Here is an 18,120-nt window from a genome sequence, read left to right as displayed (position 1 = left end):
TTTGCTTATGCTACTGTAAAAATAGGTAATCAATTGCATAAATAATGGAGAGTGATGCTCTGATGTGGATTATATTTGGTTTACTGGCAATTGGGGCGACGTTATTCAACTTGTACACGTTCAGCGTGGGGAAAGACTACAGGCTACCGATGGCGGTCGCATTGTCTTTGACTGCATTGACGGTATGCGCAGACTACAGCCATTTGGCGGTTTGGGTCGAAGCAGAAGACTGGGCGGCGTTGGCAGACGTCATTCCAGGCATGGGGCGAGCGTGGTGGGTTCTGACAAGCATCTCAATCGGACTGAACGTGCTACCAATCTTTTTAGAACGGGCTAAGGAGAAGCAGAAGTCAAAAGCTTAAAGTGATATTAATGAAACGTTCTGTACACGTTTTGCGTATGTAAAATGATCAGACAGATAGGAGGTCGAATATGATGGGTAGACTGTTGAATTTCATTAATGAAGTGAGAAAAATTACGCTACCGTATGGGTATGGCAGAGAAAGATTCAAGGCAGTTGAAGCTGAAGAGATGAATCATGTGAAAGTCGCTGAATCGGTGGAAGGGACCCGATTCAACGACCAGTTCCTCGTCGAATACAATCGACTGCAGGACATCAAGGTGTTCGCGGATATGCTTCGCAACGCGGACGAGTTGATGGACACGACAGTTCAGCGTGAACCGGATTTCGATCTCGAGATTCACTATAAAGCCGATGCTGTGGAACGCTATCAACTTTGGCTCGGGCGTAACGGGACACCGAGTGTCCTTTCGAACGTCAGCGAGTCACACCGCCTCTATCAAGTGGAGGCCGACATCACGGGCCGCTTAATTGTGACGCTACAGGTGGACGCCTAACCTAGCATGGTCCTTGAAACTAGTTTTACGTATTGAAAGTCGACAACTTAAGGAGGTGAAGTCAGATGAAACGTAAGGGGAAATGGATAACGGGGATTGCCGCTTTGACCGTCGGCTTACTCGGAGGATGTGACACGAATGAGCTCATCGCAGAAGATGTCACAGAAGTGAGAATTGCCGAGTCGGTCGACTTCGGGCGGTTCCACGAACACGATGTCATCACGTATAACGAGCTCGCAGACGTCAAAGTGTTCGCGGACATGATTCGCAATGCGGAACAACAACCTGGCATCGTGAATATGGCAACGCCTGAATATGATGTGGAAGTCCAGTATCAAGACGAGACGATGGACCGCTATTACGTCTGGCTCGGCGAGTTAGGCATGCCGACGAGCATTATGGATGTGAACGATACGCATACGGTGTATCTCGTTCCGGCAGACGTGACGGACGAGCTGATTCGACTGCTGGAGCATGAGTGAACAGGGGATGGATGGTGAAGCTTTCAATGAAACGAATCGTAGCGCCCGTATTGGTAGTGTTCATGTTGACGGGTTGTGGCTCGAACGATTTTCGGACGGACGGAATTAAAGCGGTGACCGTCTCGGAATCGGATGGGTTTTATCGTTTCCAAACGGGTGACTTCATCACGTTTGACGAACCGAAAGCGATTCAAGTATTCGAAGATATGCTTCGTGAGGCAGAGAGAATTCCGGGGATCGCCAACGTGGTCGGACCGGAATACGATCTCGAAGTCCGCTTCGAAAATGAAGAGACTGACCGCTATTACCTCTGGCTTAATGAATCGGACGGTGAGAGCAGCCTTTACGACGCGGACGATACAGACACGGCTCACCTCATTCCGGCAGACGTGACCAATCGACTGATCGAATTACTCGAAGCAGACTAAAAAAGACACCTAGATTGGTGCCTTACGAGTTTAAGCGGATAAAGCGCTCGATTTGCTGCTCGCTCTTTCGCGCCTGGCGACCAATCCAAATGAGATGGCCCGGACTGTTCAAAATCGTGAGCTGTGCGTGCGGGATAAGTCGCTTCGCGTGATGGGCATGGCGCACAGGGACGGCCTTATCATTCTTTGAATGGACGATATATGTCGGACATGTCACGCCGAGTAGCGCTTCGTCGGGGACTCGTTGACGTAGGTCGAACTGGGCCCCGAGCCCGAACGCCATCTGACTGGCGACGCGTTTCAATAGAAAGATGTCGTACGGGGTCACTTCATCGCGAATCGCATCTAACGCGAGCAGGCTCGTCGACTCAATCATACGAGCCGTCGCCTCGAACGGCTGTTTTTGAATCGCCCGGAAGACGAACTGTTTCATCGTGAACTGGGCGGCGATGAAGAGCGGCTGGGCGATGTTTCGGCTAATGTAGCGTCGATATGGGAAATCGACCTCGCTCGTCACCGCCGCGGCGAGCGTCAGACTGAGAGCCTGATTGTTGCGTGACGAAAGCTCAATCGCTGTCGGACCACCGGCAGAGATGCCATATACGTGATAAGCGTCAATCTTCATGACGTGCATCAGCTGGCGCAAGTTCTCAGCGAACGCTTGAGGCGTCGCGGAAAATGAGTACGGAGTCTCACCGTAACCGGGGCGGGACGGGACAATGACCCGGAATCCGGACAAGACGAGCCGGTCCACATGGTACGGTTCGAGACTTGACGATTGGGTCCCATGGATCAAGACGACGACCGGACCGTGACCTCGGTCGATGTATTCGATTTTTGTGCCATTGACGTGGGCGTAGTGTTTCACAGCGACGATTGCCTCCTTAAACGAAATGTAATGGAAAATAACTTTATTTCATGGAAATAACATGATAATGTCTCTTTATACATATTATATATACAGAAGTGAAAGGGGAACATACCGTGAACAACCGAGAGCGGTTACTTGAAGTAAGACGGTTCTTCGAACGCCATACGGACGACAATCATCCGAAGACGTTAGAGGACCTGCTTGCTTACTTATCTACAATTGGTGATACTTCTAAGTTAGCAAAAAAATCCGTGAAAGACGACATCCAAGCATTGACCGATTCGGGGTTCGAGGTGCAGGATGAGCTCGAGAAGAACGGTCTTGCCAAAAAATATTGGCATTCGGCCCGCCTCTTCGAGAGCCATGAACTGCGGATGATGGTCGATGCGATCGTCGCCGCGAAGTTCATCTCGGAGGACGTGACCGAGCAGATCGTCGACAAGCTCCGCAATTTGACGAGCATCCCGGAAGCGGAGACGCTCCAATCCATCATCAAGACGCCGAAGAAGAAAGTGAACTATATTCCATACCATATCGACCGGATTCAACGGGCGATTCAAGAACAAAAAGCCATCTCGTTCCAATATACGGACGTCGTCGGATTCGACGTCGCCAAGCGGACGTTCCCGCTCCGACGTGACGGCGAACGCTACGTCGTCAATCCGATTGATTTGCATTGGAACCACGAGCAGTATTACTTAATCGGCATCGACGAATCGATTGGGGAGATTCGCAACTACCGGGTTGACCGTATCGTCAACTCGGAGATCGTCGAGGACGACTCGCCGCGTCAAAAGCATCACTTGCCGGATGACTATTTCCAAAAGTCGTTCAACATGTATAATGGGCTCGATGAAGAAGTCGTCTTGGCCGTCGAAGAGCGGGTGCTCCCGGTCATCTTCGATAAGCTTGGGGAAGACGTATCGATTACGGAAACAAACGACCGTTTCCACATCCGATTCGACGCGGCCGTCTCCGACGGCTTCGTCTTCTGGCTGTTATCCCTAGGAAGCCAAGTCGAGGTGCTCGAACCCGTAACGCTCCGCGACCATATGCGGGAGACGATTGAGTCGATGGCAAGCCGATACTCAAAGGCGAGCATTCATTGAAACGCTTGATTTAAGTTTGTGATATACTGCTTGCGACACTTGTAGAAAGGGGACAGGCGGATGTTGAACTGGATGCCATTAATCATTCCGATTGTCGCTGTCATTTTCGTTACAATCGTCGCGAGACGAGCGATGAAAATGGACCAAGATAAATAAATTGAGGACATCCTTCTCGTTTTGAGAAGGGTGTTTTTTCAGAGAGGAAGGAGGGGAATTTTTGGATACGATCACACATACGTTGTTCGGGCTCACCTTGTACGGAGCGGCGGACAAACGCGAGTTACAGAAAAACGAGAAACGCGCGTTGCTCGTGACGACACTCGTCGGGAGTCAAATTCCGGATGCGGACGTCATCTCCCAGCTTTGGGACACCGAAGGGATGTATCAGATGTGGCATCGCGGCATCACACACTCGATTTTCCTCGTCCCGCTATTCGCGCTACTCATCTACTGGCTCGTCCGCGTTCTCTTTAAAGTAACCGACATGCGTTATTTTTACTGGGCGATGCTGTCCGTGTTCATTCATAACACGGCCGACGTGTTCAACGCCTGGGGGACAGGTTACTTCGAACCGTTCTCGGACGCGCGGCTCACGTTCGGCGTCATTCCAATCGTCGATTTCGTCTATTGGGGTATCTTCCTTGTCGCATGGCTCGTGGCGCGCCGCCAGAACGTTAGGCACACGGTATATCGCTATGCCTGGGCCGCCATCTTTGTCCACGTCTTGATTCAAAGCGCACAAGGCGCCTATTTGTATCAGTCGTACGCTACCGAGCATGACGAGGTCGCGTTGTCGGCGTCGTTCATCCCGGCGCAGTTCACGGTCGTCACGAAGACCGATGACACGGTCTCGATTTTCAGCGATTCCGTCTATCAATCATCTGTACTTCAATATGAATTGATGAGTGCGGACGATGCCGATTTGACACCGCTCTTTGATGAGAATAAAGAGGCGCTCACGCTGAAGCAATGGTCACCGTTCGTTGTCGTTGTCGACGAAGACGAGCGACTCGGACTATTCGACCCGCGTTTCTTTGACGGCGAGTCGTCCTTCCTCTACGAATACATTGAATTGTAGGTGATTCTGTGCGACGTTTCCGGTATTTATTCATCTTCGGCTACGAACAGGCACTCAGTTGTCTCTTCGCGGTCGCGATCTTCGGTGCACTCGCGTTAACGAAGTGGATCGATTTCCCGATTCCGCGCTATGATGTGTTGCTTCTTTGGTGTGTGTTCGTCCAAGTCGTGCTCGTCAAGACCGGGTTCGAGACGATGGAAGAACTGAAAGTGATCAGTTGGTTCCACGTCATCGGGCTCGGCCTCGAGCTGTTTAAAGTCCAGATGGGGTCGTGGAGCTATCCGGACGAGGCGTTGACGAAATGGTTCGGCGTTCCGCTCTATGCCGGCTTCATGTATGCGAGCGTCGGCAGCTACGTCGTCCAGTCATGGCGCCGCCTCGATTTGGAATTTCTAAAGATGCCACCACCGCTCATCGGGTTCGGCCTCGGAATCGCCATCTACTTCAACTTCTTTTGGCACCACATTTGGCTCGATTTGCGCTGGGTGTTGATCGGCCTCGTCTTTCTCGTCTTTGGCCGGGCCATCGTCACGTATCGGCTCGACGACCGCCGATTCACGATGCCCGTAGTCGTCGCTTTCTTTTTAATCGCATGTTTCATTTGGTTCGCGGAGAATATCGTCACCTTCTATAACGGCTGGGCGTATCCGAATCAATTGAACGGGTGGGCCATCGTCGACCTTGGGAAGTTGTCATCGTGGTTCCTTCTCGTCATCATCAGCATCCTGCTCGTGGCGTGGCAGAAACGACGGCTTAAGGCTTATACATAAAAACCACTCGTTCTAACGTTTGAACGAGTGGTTTTGTATGAAGTTTGAAACGATTGTCGAGACGGGCTCGTTGCTGCTCGTATGGTGAGTAGCGATGATGACGATTCCGGATATTTCGTACGGTCCGGGCATTGAGTATGTATGTACGGTAACGCTGACACGCGAAATAAAAACGCTCGTCGACTATGAGATTCGTTCTCTTGATGGAGAGGTCCTCTTTTCAACATACTGAAGCACTCCTATATTCGGGAGTGCTTTTTTATTTGTCCAGAACACGTATCCTCGTCGATTGGTGATAGGTTATCACAATTTGATGGTGATAATTTTTAGAATATTGTTTTTATTTACATAACTAATATGCTAAACTCATTAAAACCACATATGGATAATATTAACTTTAGTAAGTTAAGGATTATTAAAAAGGAGTCGACACAATGAATTGGATTGCCCGAAAATCATCCCAATTTCTGATCACGTGTTTCGTCTTGATTGGGATCAGTGCCTTGCCGTCTTTGGTTGGACAACTCGAGTTTGTGCCCTCGAACTACTGGGGTGGTCTGCAACAACAAGTCGGCCTGTTGACGAAACTTGATGAAATCACCTATTACAACGTCACGGCACAACGAGAGTTACCGTTGTTGCCAGCGATTGGACCGCTCATGAAGGAGACCGTCATCATCTTCATGACGTCGTTAGTCGTCGCGGTAGGATTTGCGCTCTTGTATGCATATTCCTTTTATCGGAGCGGAAGGCGGGTTCGGACTGTAATGCAACAAACGAGTCAGACCTTAGAGATGGTCCCAGATTTGTTTTGGCTCATCTTCACGCAGTTCCTCGCCATTACGCTCTATAAGAAGACAGGCTTCGATCGCATCGAGGTCGCGGGAGGGTTTGCCGAATACATACGTTTTTTACCGATTGTGACGTTATCGCTCACCATCTTGTTTTTCTTCCTCAAATGGTTGACGAACCACATATTGCAAGAAGAAACGACGCCGTTTCTCGAACTGGCACGAGCGAAGGGTGTTCGACCGGCCGCGTTGTTCTGGAAACACTTGCTCCCGAATTTGGTGTATCGGTTCTACCTTTTTTTCCGTTCGAATTTGATTACGGTATTGTCGAGTCTGTTGATTATCGAGTATTTGTTCAACGTGCAAGGTATCTTCCGGTTCATCGTCTATAATCCTTCCATGCCGATACTACTCGTCATCTTGTTCGTCATCTACATCCCAATCTTTCTCGTGGATGTATTGGCGGAATGGCTCATCCCAGACGCTTGGAAAGGAGGGGTATGATGCGCCGCGTACTCATGCGTGACCCGATTTTCTTGATCGTCTTCACGATTTTAATGGGTCTACTTTTACTCAGTATCGGGAATACGATCTTTCGTGACGGACAGGTCGACCAGTTCCTGAACCGCTACTCGGAGGAAGGAAGATTGATTGGCATCCCGCCGCTCGAACCGTCGAAAGACCAATGGCTCGGGACGGACCGGGCCGGGAACGACTTGTTCCAGATGATGATTGAAGGGTTCAAGTGGACGGTCGGCATTTGCGCGATTGTTGCGCTCGGACGGATGGCGATTGGTTTGCTCGTCGGAATCCCGCTCGCATTTCGCGGGGCGCGGTTGAACCGATACTTCAAGATTGTGTTGGACGGCTTTTTGATTTTACCGATTTCGCTACTGGCGATGATGATGTTGTTCTCGTCGTTGATGTTCGCCGACTCGACGATGGTGCCACCGCTCATCGATCGCGTATCGCTTCAGCTAACGGTCTTCATCCTGCTCGGGTTACCTGCTGTCACGCTCTATTTGGTTACAGAGGTGAGGCAGCTGTTGAACCGAGAGTTCATGGTCGTCGCCGAAACGTTAGGTGGCAGTGTCTGGCATCGGACGAGGCAACACTTGTGGCCGCATCTCGTGCCAACGCTGGTGATTGTCTTCATGCAACAGTTCGTCCAGACGTTGATGTTGTTGATTCATCTCTCTTTATTCGGCGTCTTCTTCGGAGGGACCGTCTTCTTATTTGAAGGGGTCATGCCGACGCTATTTGAGTGGTCCTCAATGTTCGGTTATTATTTTAAGCAGTTCACGGCGACGACTTGGATGACGAGTCACATGTTCCTCGTCCCGGCCATCGGACTGTCCTTACTTGTCTTCCTTAGCAACTTGTTGACGAGCCGGCTCGAGCGGGCGTTTCGGTTACGGCGTCAAGAAGCAATCGTCACCGATGAAACGATCTCGCAAGCCGAGGCGGCAGCGGCGACACTCGACGAACCGTTTATGCTCGTTTATACGGATGATGCGCTTCAACTCCATCGTAAAAAAGATATGAGCGGATGACGTGGTGAAAAAATGAAGCCACTGAATACGTTTAAACGAGGCATTCCTGAGTATAGGAGTGCCTCTTCTTATTGTCTTGAGTCAACGTGAACTACTCGCCACTTATTTGCTTCGCAAATTGAAGTGGGAGCTTCTTGGGAAGACCGCACTTTTACTAGCCACGGTTGTTTACCAAGCTCGTCGGGCAAGTCCCTGCCCTGAAGGTTTTTTTAGTCAGCCAACATCAATAGGTTGATGCTCGCATTGATATCTCGATCATGATGAGCGCCACACGTACACGTCCATTCGCGTACATCCACTGTTTTCTTCTCGCCTTTCAATCTACAAGAAGAGCAGATTTGCGTCGATGCAAACCATTGATCTGCTTTGATAAGAGTCCGTCCGTAGAACTTGCATTTGTATTCTAGCTGTCGAACAAACTCGTACCAACTGACATCGGCGATCGATTTGGCGATCCTGTGGTTCTTCATCATGTTCTTCGATTTCAATGTCTCCACGACGATGACTTGGTTCTCGTCAACGGTTTGTTTCGACAGTTTATGTAAAAAGTCTTTACGTTGATTTGCGATTTTCTCGTGTTTCTTGGCGAGGATCAGCTTGGCTTTCTCTCTGTTCTTGCTTCCGATCTTCTTTCGTGACAGAGCGCGCTGCGCCTTCTTGACCTTCTCTTCTGACTTGCGAAGGAAACGAGGATTCTCGATCTTCTCAGAAACCATCTCGTCATTTGTCATGATGGCGAAGTGCTCAAGACCAAGATCGATCCCAATCTTGTTCTTGGCAGGAACCCATTTTTCCTCGCCTTGATTGACAAGGATGGAGACGAAGAACTTGCCCGTCTTCGTCATCGAGACCGTCGCGGACTTGATGATCCCCTCGAAAGGACGATGTTGGTTGAACTTCACGAAGCCGATCTTAGGAAGTCTCACCTTCCCGTCCTCGATCCGGACGCTCCCGTTCTGATTGTTGGTCGTGTAGGAGGCGCGGTCGCCGTGCTTCGATTTGAACTTCGGGAACCCTACAGATGTGTCGCGGAAGAAGTTGGCATACGCCTTATTCAAGTCCATCTGGGCGTTCGCCAGGGATAGACTGTCGACCTCTTTCAAGAAAGGGAACTCGGGCTTGTACTTCGCCGGGGTCGGGAGCTTCTGCTTCGCGTCAGGGTTCAGCCTCGACTCTTCATATAACCGGATCCGTTCCTCGAGCATCTTGTTGTAGACGAAACGGACGCAACCGAACGTCTTCATGAAGTGTTCTCGTTGTGGCTTTGTCGGGTATAGTCGAAACTTGTACGCCTTCAGCAAAGTGATCACTCCTCTCCTTGTTTTTCGATGTATTGCCTGATGACGTCAATCGTCGCACCGCCGGTCGTCACGAGGCAGTAGCTTCGAGACCAGAACACCTCTTTCCACAGTCGTCTCTTGACGTGTGGAAAGTCTCGTTTGATCAGTCGGCTACTGGCGATCTTGTAGGTGTTCAGAAACTTCGACATCGCTGTGTTCGGGTGAGCCTTGAACAACACATGGATATGGTCACCGTCATGATTCCATTCGGTCAGTGTGATATGGTATGACGCGCCGATCCGTTCGAACGTCTGTCTCGCGAACCCCGAGATGGCGTCATCAATCACCTTGCGTCTGTATGTGACCACCAAGACGTTCACACTCGCGTTTATTGTTATTTATGTCGTGATAAGCATTCCGGCAATGTTAGGAATCGGCTATGTGATTGACTGGATACCGGAAGCGAGTCCGTACCAACAACTCAGGGGATATGTAATCGAAGGATTGACGAATGAGTTTCAGCTTAAGATTGCAATCTCAGCGATAGCAAGTCTGGTGCTAATCTCCTTGCTGTCGAGACGAAGAGCCAATCAATCGCGTCGATAGACATCACTTCATTCTTCAACGGGCTGGGCCTTTACTTGCGCCATCCAATCATCGAATGCGTCATAATCGATTTTTCCTGACTTTGCCGTATAAAAGAAGCCGTGGTAGCGGAGCGTATCCTCGCTATTGATGATAAATTCATCGAGCTCATCCCCATCTTGATCGTATAAGGTGACCCGATACGAGTATCCCATATAGCCGAAACTGGTTTTTCCTTTCTGAAACGTGATGTCATTCAAGTTATTCATGACAGCGTATATGTCGTCTCGGTCACTCAAGTTGAGTTCATAACCGCTCTGACCGTCAAACACGTGGATGCGAGCCACGCTCGACGGTGACGTCGTGATGACCCGCTGCGGGATAAATGTCGTCGCATATAGCAGTCCGATGACGAGACCGGTAATCAACATATACTTACGTTTGTTGTGGAATTTCTTCAAAATCGTTCTCCTTCGTGTCAGTCGTCAATCACATCTTCCCCGGCTTGCCTCAGTTTCTCAAGTGATTCAAGCATATGCGCGATTACATCGTCAGGGTGGCGTTCCCACGCGCCGAGTTCGGCCACGACTTTGAGCGGGGCGTTCGACCGATACGACCGGGTCGGATTGCCAGGGAAGCGCTTGTCCGTCAAATTCGGGTCGTTCTCGAAGTCGCCCGTCGGTTCGACGAGATAGATGCGTTCACGAGCCTCACCGCTCGCCAGTTCGGCTCCCCATTTGGCGGCGTCGAGGGTGGCCGTGAAATAGATGTAGTTCGACTGTTTCTCTTGATAGTTTGAGCGTCGCTTCGGTTCAAGCAAGTCCCCAAGCTTCAGTTCGGCTTTCGTGCCGTGAAAAAACGGGCCGGGGTCGAGCGGTTTGATGTCATCAGTCATGCTTCATCTCTCCTTCAATCAGGTTGTCTTCAAAGTATAGTGGATGGATTTAGGAGAAGACAGTCTGTTTTTGGCTCATGAATCGCGATATAATTAAGACGGGAAGTGCGTTCGGTTCTTCTTTTTTCGTTACATAGAAATTAAAGCTGTTTACGGAACGAATAGCTCGTGATGGTATAGTCCATCTTATCTGTATAAAAACGGTGAGCCTCGGTCCGAGCAAGTCCCGATTCGAGGGCCACGTACTTGGCACCTCGGTCGCGTGCGTATTCATGGACGAAGTGAAGCAACATCTCTCCGTATCCGTTCGAACGATGGTTCGCGCACGTCACGAGGTCATAAATGAAGACGTGCTTCTCGAGATAGAGATTGACGCGAACTTCGATTCCCGCGAGCGAGACGATTGTATCGTCTGCGTATAACGCATAAAGTTCATAGCCCTGTGGTCGCATTGCGGCGACGAGCTCGAGATAGGCCTCGAGCGTCAGGTCGGTGCGCAGTTGGTTCATGACAAGGAACGAGTCATCGAGTTCGCCTGGTGACTCGATTGGTTTGATGGTATAGACAGTCGATGAAATGAGAATCATGCCTCCTTAATCAAAAGGTTGTGATGTTGATTTCTCTTATATGAGATCCGATTCCTTTACCGGCAAGATATTTCTTTTAGATTTTCAATAGCACACAAAAAAGCTCTGGAACCATGCCGTTCATCGACGGTAGGTTCCAGGGCTTGATTGTTTAAATGTGATTTCAATTAGACGATGATGCTATCTCAAGAATGGCATCGACCATGACCGCTGCGTTCTCTAGCGTCACCTCATAGGAGCTGTCGTCATAGGTTAACGTCTCGTATTCACCACTCTGCAACTCATAGTGCTCGAGTAGCGGACGAAGACGGTCGTGGACCACTTGCACCGCTTCGGGCGATGTATACGGGAAGAGGATGGCAAACGTATCATGCGCGATTCGATACTTTTGATCGGTTCGTCGTGTCGCTGTGTGGAGTTCATCACTAAAGTAATTTAGAAACCATTCATACTCGGTACGTCCGTACTTTTCTTCAAAACGTGAGAACTCATGAATCGTAATGAATGAGACAGAAAACGCACCACCATGTCGTACGAGACGGTCGCGTTCACTGATTACATCTATTCGAAACCGCTCGGCGTTGTCGAGCCACGTTTCGGGATCCACCGCAATCAATTGGCGCGCTCGTTCTTCTAACGCGAGTCTCGACTGTTGCACACGTTTCACCAGTTGGTGAACGAGACCTGAAACGACAGAGAGCACGAGTAGAAGTATAGTGAACCCGATTCCACGCCAATTGAAGAACTGAACTTCACCTTGGTCATTGACGGGAGCAAACGATAGAAAATAGATGAACAGAAAGATGAGCAGCGTCACCGATATCGTCAAGCCGGCGCGCATCCCGAAAGCGAGAGAGGACACGACGATGACTGGAAGTATTAATAGACCAAGAAAGCCGATGTCACTTTCCACAAGTAAGATGGTATACAAAATCGTTCCAATGAGCAGGGAAGCGATGAGGCCAATCAGTTGTAGTGATTCGTTACTCCATCGGTTCATTGCCATCCCTCCTTACTCCATGCTTGATGTACGTCCTCCCCGACAATTCCCCATGTGATGATTAGTTAATCGACAGAAGGTGCTATAGCTACATTATAAAGCAAGTGATATTGAGGAACGGGCGATTTTTTGAAATGAAGCGAGTGTTAAATGAGGAAGTCGTTCAAGAGATATTAAGATGAAGCAAAGTTGTTTGCGAACAGAAGGCGGGGTAATGAGATGAATCAAATGGTGCGTGTATTTGATACGAAGCTAGAAGTGAAAACTATAGGAGAACACGGTAGACCGATTGTGATTATGACTGGTATTGGATGCTCGTTTGAGGAATGGATTGAGGTGACCGAAAGACTAGTTAGTTCAAACCGTATTTTGTTATACCATCGACCTGGGACCGGGAGAAGTGAAATCAGTACAAGAAAGCGTAATACAGAGGCGACAGCAAAGGAGTTAAAAGAATTACTTCACGTTCTACAGATTGACGAGCCGATTGTCTTGATTGGTCATTCCTACGGTGGACTTTGCGCCCAACACTACGCAAAACTATTTCCGGGGGATCTAGCTGCATTGATTCTTATCGACTCGACGTCTCATGATTTACATAAGCTTGATGCGCTCGATACTCCAGTGATGGATCGACTAGCATCGGACGAAGATTGGATTCAACAGTGTCGTCATTATGCAAAGTGTTCAACTTCAGAATTAACGGATCTCATTGGACCGAACTTAAGTGAAGCTCAACAAAAACTTCCCGAATCGATTCAAGCAAAACTTTTAAACTTTTCTAGGCGTCCACAATTATATAAAACGATGCTTGAGGAAGTCCAAAACTGGTATCAGGATGCGAAGTTGATCAAAGACTTAGGATCCTTTGAAGATGTACCGTTATACATTTTGAGTCGAGATGCAGAGTATGAAATAAAACGAGGTAGGATGGAAGGACTGCCTGAAAGTGAATTGAAAAGCTTTGAGGGAAAATGGCATCAACTAGTTCGTGAACAAGCAGAACTATCTTCGAACAGTCGCTTTTTTATTGCAAAAGGGGCGTCCCATGCCATTCATTTGGATCGCCCCGATATGATTGTGGATGTAGTGAATGCATCTTTAAACAACTGAAGCCTAAATCGACCATGCGATACAAGTGCAGAATCGTTTAGCTTTATGAAACTTGTTCTTCATACTCGACTGTCTCATAGAATGAACGTCTCGACCGTGCTTGGACAATACGGACCGTCATTATCCCGATTACGAGGAAGAATAGTGAGAACGCCACATACGTCGAGCGGATACCTACATATTCAGCGAGAAGACCAATTCCAAACGTCAATCCAATGACAAGGATGGATTCGGCGACGTTAATCACCCCAGAGAAGCGACCCATCAATTCGCTCGGCACGTTGTTTTGATAGAACGAAAGGAAGCCGGTATTCGCGAACGATAAGGCGAACGTGAGTAAGAAGAAGCCGACAGACGCGACCACGAACGATTCAGAGAAGGCGAAGACGAGATAGCCGACCGGTGTCATGACAGCGCCGAAACTAATCAAGTAAGGCAACGTCATGCGTGTGCTGAATGTCGCATTGATGATGGATCCGGCGATAATCCCGGCACCGGCGACACTGACGAGGAAGCCGTAACGGCTCTCAGAGAAGTCAAGCACCTGCGTCGCGAACGACGCTTCGAGCGAGTCGAGTCCGGACATGAAAATCGTCATGACACAGAAAAGGCTATAGACGAGCGTCACATAGCGCTTTGTGGACGCGAACCGAACGACCGTCTTCCAATCTTCGATGATCATGCGCACACTGAACACCTCAACTTCGTCACGGGCCGTGTAAAGTGTCGGCAAAAGGGCGAGAATACCGACCGATACGAGTAGCGCCAAGGCGTTCAACTGAATGGCGAGCGTCGGGCTACCAATCATAAACAAAAGCCCGGCGATGGCTGGTCCTAAGATAAAGCCGGCCGATTGTACAAAGTTTTTGAGCGCGTTGAACCGTTGCCGATCATTACTTGGGACGAGCTTCGTCATATAAACGAGGGACGCCGATTCAAAGACAGAGCTCGCGATATTCAAGAAAAAGACGAGCATATAAATGAGCGCGAGCGAGTCGATAAAGGCGAGGCTGAACACGACAACGGCACGAAGCGCATCGAGGAGGATCATCAAGCGGCGCGTGTCGGTACGGTCGATGACCGAGCCTGACCAAAAGTTCGCACAGAGCGCCGCGAGCGGGACGAGCATGTAGAGGACAGAGACGGCGAAAGGTGACTGTGTCATCTCGAGGACGATCAAGTTGAGGGCGATGAAATACACCCAGGCGCCGAGGTTCGAGATCCCGACACCGGTGAGTAAAAGTAAAGGCTGTTTCCATGACTGCATATGCATCGTCCCCGTTCAAATAGATTTTGAACAGTATGTCACAAAAATGATTTCTGCGCCATAAGAAATGCAAATCATTTCAAAATTTTGTTTGAGAATGGATGAGAAATTAGCAGACTACTGCGTAAAAGACCAATATTCAATTGGTGTTGGCTGAGAAATAAGCGTCAATTTGAGTAGGGACGTGTTCAAGGTTATCTGAGAGCTGGATGACATGCGATACGTGGTAAAACGTGCTCGTCGTCTCAAACTTTGTCATGCTGTCCGTCGTGTCGTGAAGAAATACTGGAACGCCTGAACCGATGGCAATGCCGAGCTCGACGTGGCTTCCTTTCCCGGCCGGAAGTAAGATGACGACAAAGTCAGAACCTTTGATGGCGTCACGTTCCTTCTCTCCGATGTCGCGTAGCGCATCGATTGAATCGGCCCGAGCGTTGAGCGTCCAGTCGTATGTATGAGTATAGCCTTGTGCGGTGAGCAAATCACGTAACCGTCTGACGTTCTCGATATTATAAAATCCGGACCCGATATAGTAGTTCACTTATTTTCCTCCCATTCAAATGTGATTCATGTTAACTGCGACGAACCACCAGAGAATGAGACCGAATGACAGCATAAAGGCGGCAATCAGTCCGATTCCGAGGACGAACCGGTGGCGGGCTGTCCAATGATGCTTTCGTCCGAGGTGAAGGCTAAAACCGGTGACGAGACCGCTAAACCCGACAAGTAACGATCGGCTCATGTCATCCTCCGTGACACCATCATCGCAATCTCATGAATAGCGAGGATGCACAGTCCGATGAAAAAGGCGAACAAGGCGATAAAATCTGCCTCGACGTTGAAAAAGAGATTGAGCCCGAAGAGTGGGGTCACGAATAACAAATAGAGTGGATATTGAATCGCGAACAACGCGTCAAGGATGACGATGTCGTACACATACGTCTCGAAGCTATGTAACGTGAACACGGTCACGCCGGCGAACAGGAGTGCCGTCACATAAAGCTTGGCGACCCGGTCGTTCAAGACGCATGTCCCCATCATGCAGAGGACGAGTAAGATGGACGCTGATGCCTGGAGCGGACCAATCGTAGCGTCTGGAAATGTGACCGACGGGATAACATTTAAGATAAAGGCGATGGCATAGACGCAGGAGAGCGTCACGATGCATCGTTTTTTTATGTTCATGATAAACCTCCTCTTAACAATCTTTTGCGAGTTTTGCTAACACATGTATGGCATCATCCGCATCGAACGAGCTGTACCAACGTACGTCGTTTGAATCGAGGATACGGTAATGACCACTGATGACGTTTTGTTGCATCACATAATCGCCGTTTGTAGCAATCCGCTTCCACCAGACACGGCCTCCGAGCGTCTTCGATTTCGGCTCATAAGCGACTTCTTTAGCAATCAGCTTGACGAACTCGACGGGGTCGTCCCCAATCTCATTTAATAAAATCTCACTCTCATTAAAAAGGGCACATATCGTGACGACGATGCCCCAGTTGGCGACGGTTCGTTCTTTCTCGATTTGGATGAGCGTCTTTTTCGAGATACCAAGCACTTCGGCCATCTCTTCTTGGGAAAGCTGTTGCTCGACTCGAATCGATTTTATGTGTTTTGAAACCGTTTGGATAAAATCCGTCTTCTTCATCATCCACCTCAATTGACTAGTTAAAAATAAAGGAGTTTATGACAATAACTTACAAGTGTAATTTTACACCTTTCAAACCCACTGTCAATTATATTCATTGGAAAATCGAACCTATGGAGTAAATATTGAGGTAAAATGGAGAAAAAACGAGGTGCAAAAAAATGACGAAAGAACAATTATTAGCGCTAATACCGACGTCCGAAATAGAAATTCAACTGAAGGATGCAGAAGGGCTTCCGCGTTTCGCATTTTTGAACGAACGCGACCGTTTCGATGAGGTTCAAGGAGAGGTGTTCGATGAGGAAGAACCTTGGCCGAACCATCTCCCCGTCATCGGATATGAAGACTTTCTCGGGGATCTCGTCTGTGTCAATTTGCAGACGAACGAGGTCCTCATCGTCGACCATGAGACAGGGGAACAAATTGAAACGATCGCCGCTTCATTTGAAGAATGGTTGCAGTCAGAACGATGACATGGGAAGACGTGATCACGTTTCTCCCGAACGAAGCGCTTCCCACCAACATGACGACCGATTCGGGTGAACGCCTGCCTGCGACGCTACTCACTTCAGATGAGGCGTCCCGTCTTCCGTCGTCTCGACTCGGGAAACGAATCGGATATGACGCTTCCGGGAAGTGGCTCGTGTACGGTCGGGATGGGGTGCTCGTGCTGTGGGACGAGATGACTGATGAAACGAAGTCGATTCGGACACCGATTGAGACGTTACTCGACATTGTTCCGACAAACCAACGGCTCATCGAACTGTTTGTGCAGGTGAATGATGGAAAGCTAACGCCAGTTGAACTTCCGAGGCGCCGGAACGTCCCGTCTCGCGAGGATCTCGTGGAGTGGCTATGTGCGGTCATGATAGGGAAGCTGACGTTCGAAAACGTCTCCGACTTGGCGGTGGACGCACTCGAGCGGATGGAAGACATGCCCCTTGATCCGCGCGTGATGGATGGGCTGAGATTTTTGAACGGCATCGACCTCCAAGTGGAGCCGGGTGTATATATGCACGAGAAAAAAGAGCTTGAGCGTTGGATTGACGAGCTGCAAGAATGGGAGGTGTGATAATGAAAATTTCAATCGAACAGTTAGGTCAAGACGGATTGTCGCGCGAGCTATCTAAATTAGATGCCTTACTTGGGTTACTTCATCAGAAGATACGGAACATGAAGCTTGCACTTTCTCGGGACGCGTCGTTGACGGTTGTCTATTGTGACACGTTGTCGAGCGAATCGCTTCAAGCCATCGTCTATGAGCACGGGGTTGTCCCGGTGTATGTGATACAGATTAATGAAGAAGTCACCCCGGAACGGGCGCTGATCGAGTTAGAGCACGCATTACGCTTCTTTGCGCCGAACGTCTTCACGCCAGACGTGCTACATACGATGCGCGATCACGTCGAGCGTCACGACTATACGTTCGAAGTAAACTTGATGCGTGCGAAAAATAAGAACGAGACGATTCGAGCGGACTTGATTGTCACGATAAAAGAGGACAAAGCGAGCGTATCAATCGATCTGTATGATATTCGTGGTAAGCGTCGATTGATGAAACGGGAAGCTGTCATGGAGGTCGAGGCATCGACGTTCGATTGTTCTTTTCCGAGAGGGTATCGAATCTCTCGTCAACTGTACAAGTTGTACTGGGATTCACTCTATACGTTGGATGTGCTTGGCTGGCGCGGGGACCGGTTCAGATTTCGTGTTTACCCGAAACAAGACGGGACTTGGAACGTGACCGGTCAAACTCTAGAGCGGAAACGTTCAGAACAATCCGTCTTGGACGGATGAGG

The 18,120-nt window shown here is 49.3% G+C and carries 25 protein-coding genes; 13 read left to right on the top strand and 12 right to left on the bottom strand.

Annotated features, from left to right (window positions below; translation table 11 throughout):
* Window positions 1-62: 62 nt before the first annotated feature.
* The 4 genes from KNP92_RS06940 (at window position 63) to KNP92_RS06925 (ending at window position 1,768) form a co-directional block, all read left to right on the top strand.
* Window positions 63-362, top strand: a complete 300-nt coding sequence (locus KNP92_RS06940) for a hypothetical protein (RefSeq protein WP_034815371.1) — start codon at window positions 63-65, stop codon at window positions 360-362.
* A 169-nt stretch (window positions 363-531) separates the two neighbouring features.
* A complete protein-coding gene (locus tag KNP92_RS06935) occupies window positions 532-858 on the top strand; it encodes a YhfM domain-containing protein (RefSeq protein WP_251136423.1) in 327 nt (108 codons plus the stop codon).
* A gap of 65 nt (window positions 859-923) precedes the next feature.
* Entirely contained in the window at window positions 924-1,340 is a 417-nt protein-coding gene (locus tag KNP92_RS06930; RefSeq protein WP_214838904.1) for a YhfM domain-containing protein, read from the top strand.
* A 26-nt stretch (window positions 1,341-1,366) separates the two neighbouring features.
* Complete coding sequence (locus tag KNP92_RS06925; protein ID WP_156028771.1) at window positions 1,367-1,768, top strand: YhfM domain-containing protein; 402 nt, start codon at window positions 1,367-1,369, stop codon at window positions 1,766-1,768.
* Between the two features lie 22 nt (window positions 1,769-1,790).
* On the opposite strand, the gene KNP92_RS06920 is transcribed toward KNP92_RS06925, so the two are convergent.
* On the bottom strand, window positions 1,791-2,636 hold the full coding sequence (locus KNP92_RS06920) for an alpha/beta fold hydrolase (protein WP_214838902.1): 846 nt from the start codon (window positions 2,634-2,636) through the stop codon (window positions 1,791-1,793).
* A 116-nt stretch (window positions 2,637-2,752) separates the two neighbouring features.
* Here KNP92_RS06920 and KNP92_RS06915 point away from each other — a divergent pair, with 116 nt between their 5' ends.
* The 5 genes from KNP92_RS06915 (at window position 2,753) to KNP92_RS06895 (ending at window position 7,940) form a co-directional block, all read left to right on the top strand.
* Window positions 2,753-3,748 carry a helix-turn-helix transcriptional regulator gene (locus KNP92_RS06915; RefSeq protein WP_214838899.1) on the top strand — a complete coding sequence of 332 codons (996 nt, stop codon included), beginning with the start codon at window positions 2,753-2,755 and terminating at the stop codon, window positions 3,746-3,748.
* A gap of 217 nt (window positions 3,749-3,965) precedes the next feature.
* On the top strand, window positions 3,966-4,826 hold the full coding sequence (locus KNP92_RS06910; RefSeq protein WP_214838897.1) for a metal-dependent hydrolase: 861 nt from the start codon (window positions 3,966-3,968) through the stop codon (window positions 4,824-4,826).
* A gap of 8 nt (window positions 4,827-4,834) precedes the next feature.
* Window positions 4,835-5,596 carry a DUF817 domain-containing protein gene (locus KNP92_RS06905; protein WP_214838895.1) on the top strand — a complete coding sequence of 254 codons (762 nt, stop codon included), beginning with the start codon at window positions 4,835-4,837 and terminating at the stop codon, window positions 5,594-5,596.
* A gap of 434 nt (window positions 5,597-6,030) precedes the next feature.
* Entirely contained in the window at window positions 6,031-6,891 is an 861-nt protein-coding gene (locus KNP92_RS06900) for an ABC transporter permease subunit (protein WP_214838893.1), read from the top strand.
* Window positions 6,891-7,940: an ABC transporter permease gene (locus KNP92_RS06895; RefSeq protein WP_214838891.1), complete on the top strand. Its 1,050-nt coding sequence runs from the start codon at window positions 6,891-6,893 to the stop codon at window positions 7,938-7,940. The genes KNP92_RS06900 and KNP92_RS06895 overlap by 1 nt, the downstream gene beginning before the upstream one ends.
* Before the next feature lie 209 nt (window positions 7,941-8,149).
* Here the strand turns inward: KNP92_RS06895 and tnpB are convergent, their stop codons facing one another.
* From tnpB to KNP92_RS06865, 6 genes are all read right to left on the bottom strand, one after another.
* Window positions 8,150-9,241 (bottom strand): IS200/IS605 family element RNA-guided endonuclease TnpB, encoded by a 1,092-nt coding sequence (gene tnpB, locus KNP92_RS06890; protein WP_214838889.1) that lies wholly within the window; start codon window positions 9,239-9,241, stop codon window positions 8,150-8,152.
* A gap of 5 nt (window positions 9,242-9,246) precedes the next feature.
* Window positions 9,247-9,618 (bottom strand): IS200/IS605 family transposase, encoded by a 372-nt coding sequence (tnpA, locus tag KNP92_RS06885; protein WP_214840258.1) that lies wholly within the window; start codon window positions 9,616-9,618, stop codon window positions 9,247-9,249.
* 216 nt (window positions 9,619-9,834) lie between these two features.
* A complete protein-coding gene (locus KNP92_RS06880; protein ID WP_214838887.1) occupies window positions 9,835-10,266 on the bottom strand; it encodes a hypothetical protein in 432 nt (143 codons plus the stop codon).
* 17 nt (window positions 10,267-10,283) lie between these two features.
* Window positions 10,284-10,700 (bottom strand): NAD(+)--rifampin ADP-ribosyltransferase, encoded by a 417-nt coding sequence (arr, locus tag KNP92_RS06875; protein WP_214838885.1) that lies wholly within the window; start codon window positions 10,698-10,700, stop codon window positions 10,284-10,286.
* 140 nt (window positions 10,701-10,840) lie between these two features.
* Window positions 10,841-11,287: a GNAT family N-acetyltransferase gene (locus KNP92_RS06870; RefSeq protein ID WP_312846224.1), complete on the bottom strand. Its 447-nt coding sequence runs from the start codon at window positions 11,285-11,287 to the stop codon at window positions 10,841-10,843.
* Between the two features lie 163 nt (window positions 11,288-11,450).
* A complete protein-coding gene (locus tag KNP92_RS06865) occupies window positions 11,451-12,287 on the bottom strand; it encodes a GGDEF domain-containing protein (protein WP_214838884.1) in 837 nt (278 codons plus the stop codon).
* 219 nt (window positions 12,288-12,506) lie between these two features.
* On the opposite strand from KNP92_RS06865, the gene KNP92_RS06860 reads away from it, so the two are divergent.
* On the top strand, window positions 12,507-13,400 hold the full coding sequence (locus KNP92_RS06860; protein WP_214838882.1) for an alpha/beta hydrolase: 894 nt from the start codon (window positions 12,507-12,509) through the stop codon (window positions 13,398-13,400).
* A gap of 43 nt (window positions 13,401-13,443) precedes the next feature.
* Here the strand turns inward: KNP92_RS06860 and KNP92_RS06855 are convergent, their stop codons facing one another.
* From KNP92_RS06855 to KNP92_RS06835, 5 genes are all read right to left on the bottom strand, one after another.
* Window positions 13,444-14,667, bottom strand: coding sequence for an MFS transporter (locus tag KNP92_RS06855; protein ID WP_214838880.1), 1,224 nt, complete (start codon window positions 14,665-14,667; stop codon window positions 13,444-13,446).
* Between the two features lie 139 nt (window positions 14,668-14,806).
* Entirely contained in the window at window positions 14,807-15,208 is a 402-nt protein-coding gene (locus KNP92_RS06850) for a nucleoside 2-deoxyribosyltransferase (RefSeq protein WP_214838878.1), read from the bottom strand.
* A 15-nt stretch (window positions 15,209-15,223) separates the two neighbouring features.
* Window positions 15,224-15,409, bottom strand: coding sequence for a hypothetical protein (locus KNP92_RS06845; RefSeq protein WP_214838876.1), 186 nt, complete (start codon window positions 15,407-15,409; stop codon window positions 15,224-15,226).
* On the bottom strand, window positions 15,406-15,852 hold the full coding sequence (locus tag KNP92_RS06840; protein WP_214838873.1) for a hypothetical protein: 447 nt from the start codon (window positions 15,850-15,852) through the stop codon (window positions 15,406-15,408). The genes KNP92_RS06845 and KNP92_RS06840 overlap by 4 nt, the downstream gene beginning before the upstream one ends.
* 13 nt (window positions 15,853-15,865) lie before the next feature.
* Window positions 15,866-16,321, bottom strand: coding sequence for a helix-turn-helix transcriptional regulator (locus KNP92_RS06835; protein WP_214838872.1), 456 nt, complete (start codon window positions 16,319-16,321; stop codon window positions 15,866-15,868).
* Between the two features lie 161 nt (window positions 16,322-16,482).
* Between KNP92_RS06835 and KNP92_RS06830 the strand changes: the two genes are divergently transcribed.
* The 3 genes from KNP92_RS06830 to KNP92_RS06820 are packed head-to-tail and all read left to right on the top strand — an operon-like array spanning window position 16,483 to window position 18,118.
* On the top strand, window positions 16,483-16,794 hold the full coding sequence (locus KNP92_RS06830) for an SMI1/KNR4 family protein (protein WP_214838870.1): 312 nt from the start codon (window positions 16,483-16,485) through the stop codon (window positions 16,792-16,794).
* Window positions 16,773-17,393 carry a hypothetical protein gene (locus tag KNP92_RS06825; protein WP_214838868.1) on the top strand — a complete coding sequence of 207 codons (621 nt, stop codon included), beginning with the start codon at window positions 16,773-16,775 and terminating at the stop codon, window positions 17,391-17,393. Before KNP92_RS06830 ends, KNP92_RS06825 begins: the two co-directional genes overlap by 22 nt.
* A gap of 2 nt (window positions 17,394-17,395) precedes the next feature.
* A complete protein-coding gene (locus KNP92_RS06820) occupies window positions 17,396-18,118 on the top strand; it encodes a hypothetical protein (RefSeq protein WP_214838866.1) in 723 nt (240 codons plus the stop codon).
* Window positions 18,119-18,120: the final 2 nt, after the last annotated feature.

It is taken from the genome of Exiguobacterium sp. s122 (assembly GCF_018618475.1).
Classification (GTDB): domain Bacteria; phylum Bacillota; class Bacilli; order Exiguobacteriales; family Exiguobacteriaceae; genus Exiguobacterium; species Exiguobacterium himgiriensis.
The sequence above is the reverse complement of the archived record's forward strand: the minus strand, read 5'-3'. Positions and strand labels throughout refer to the sequence as shown.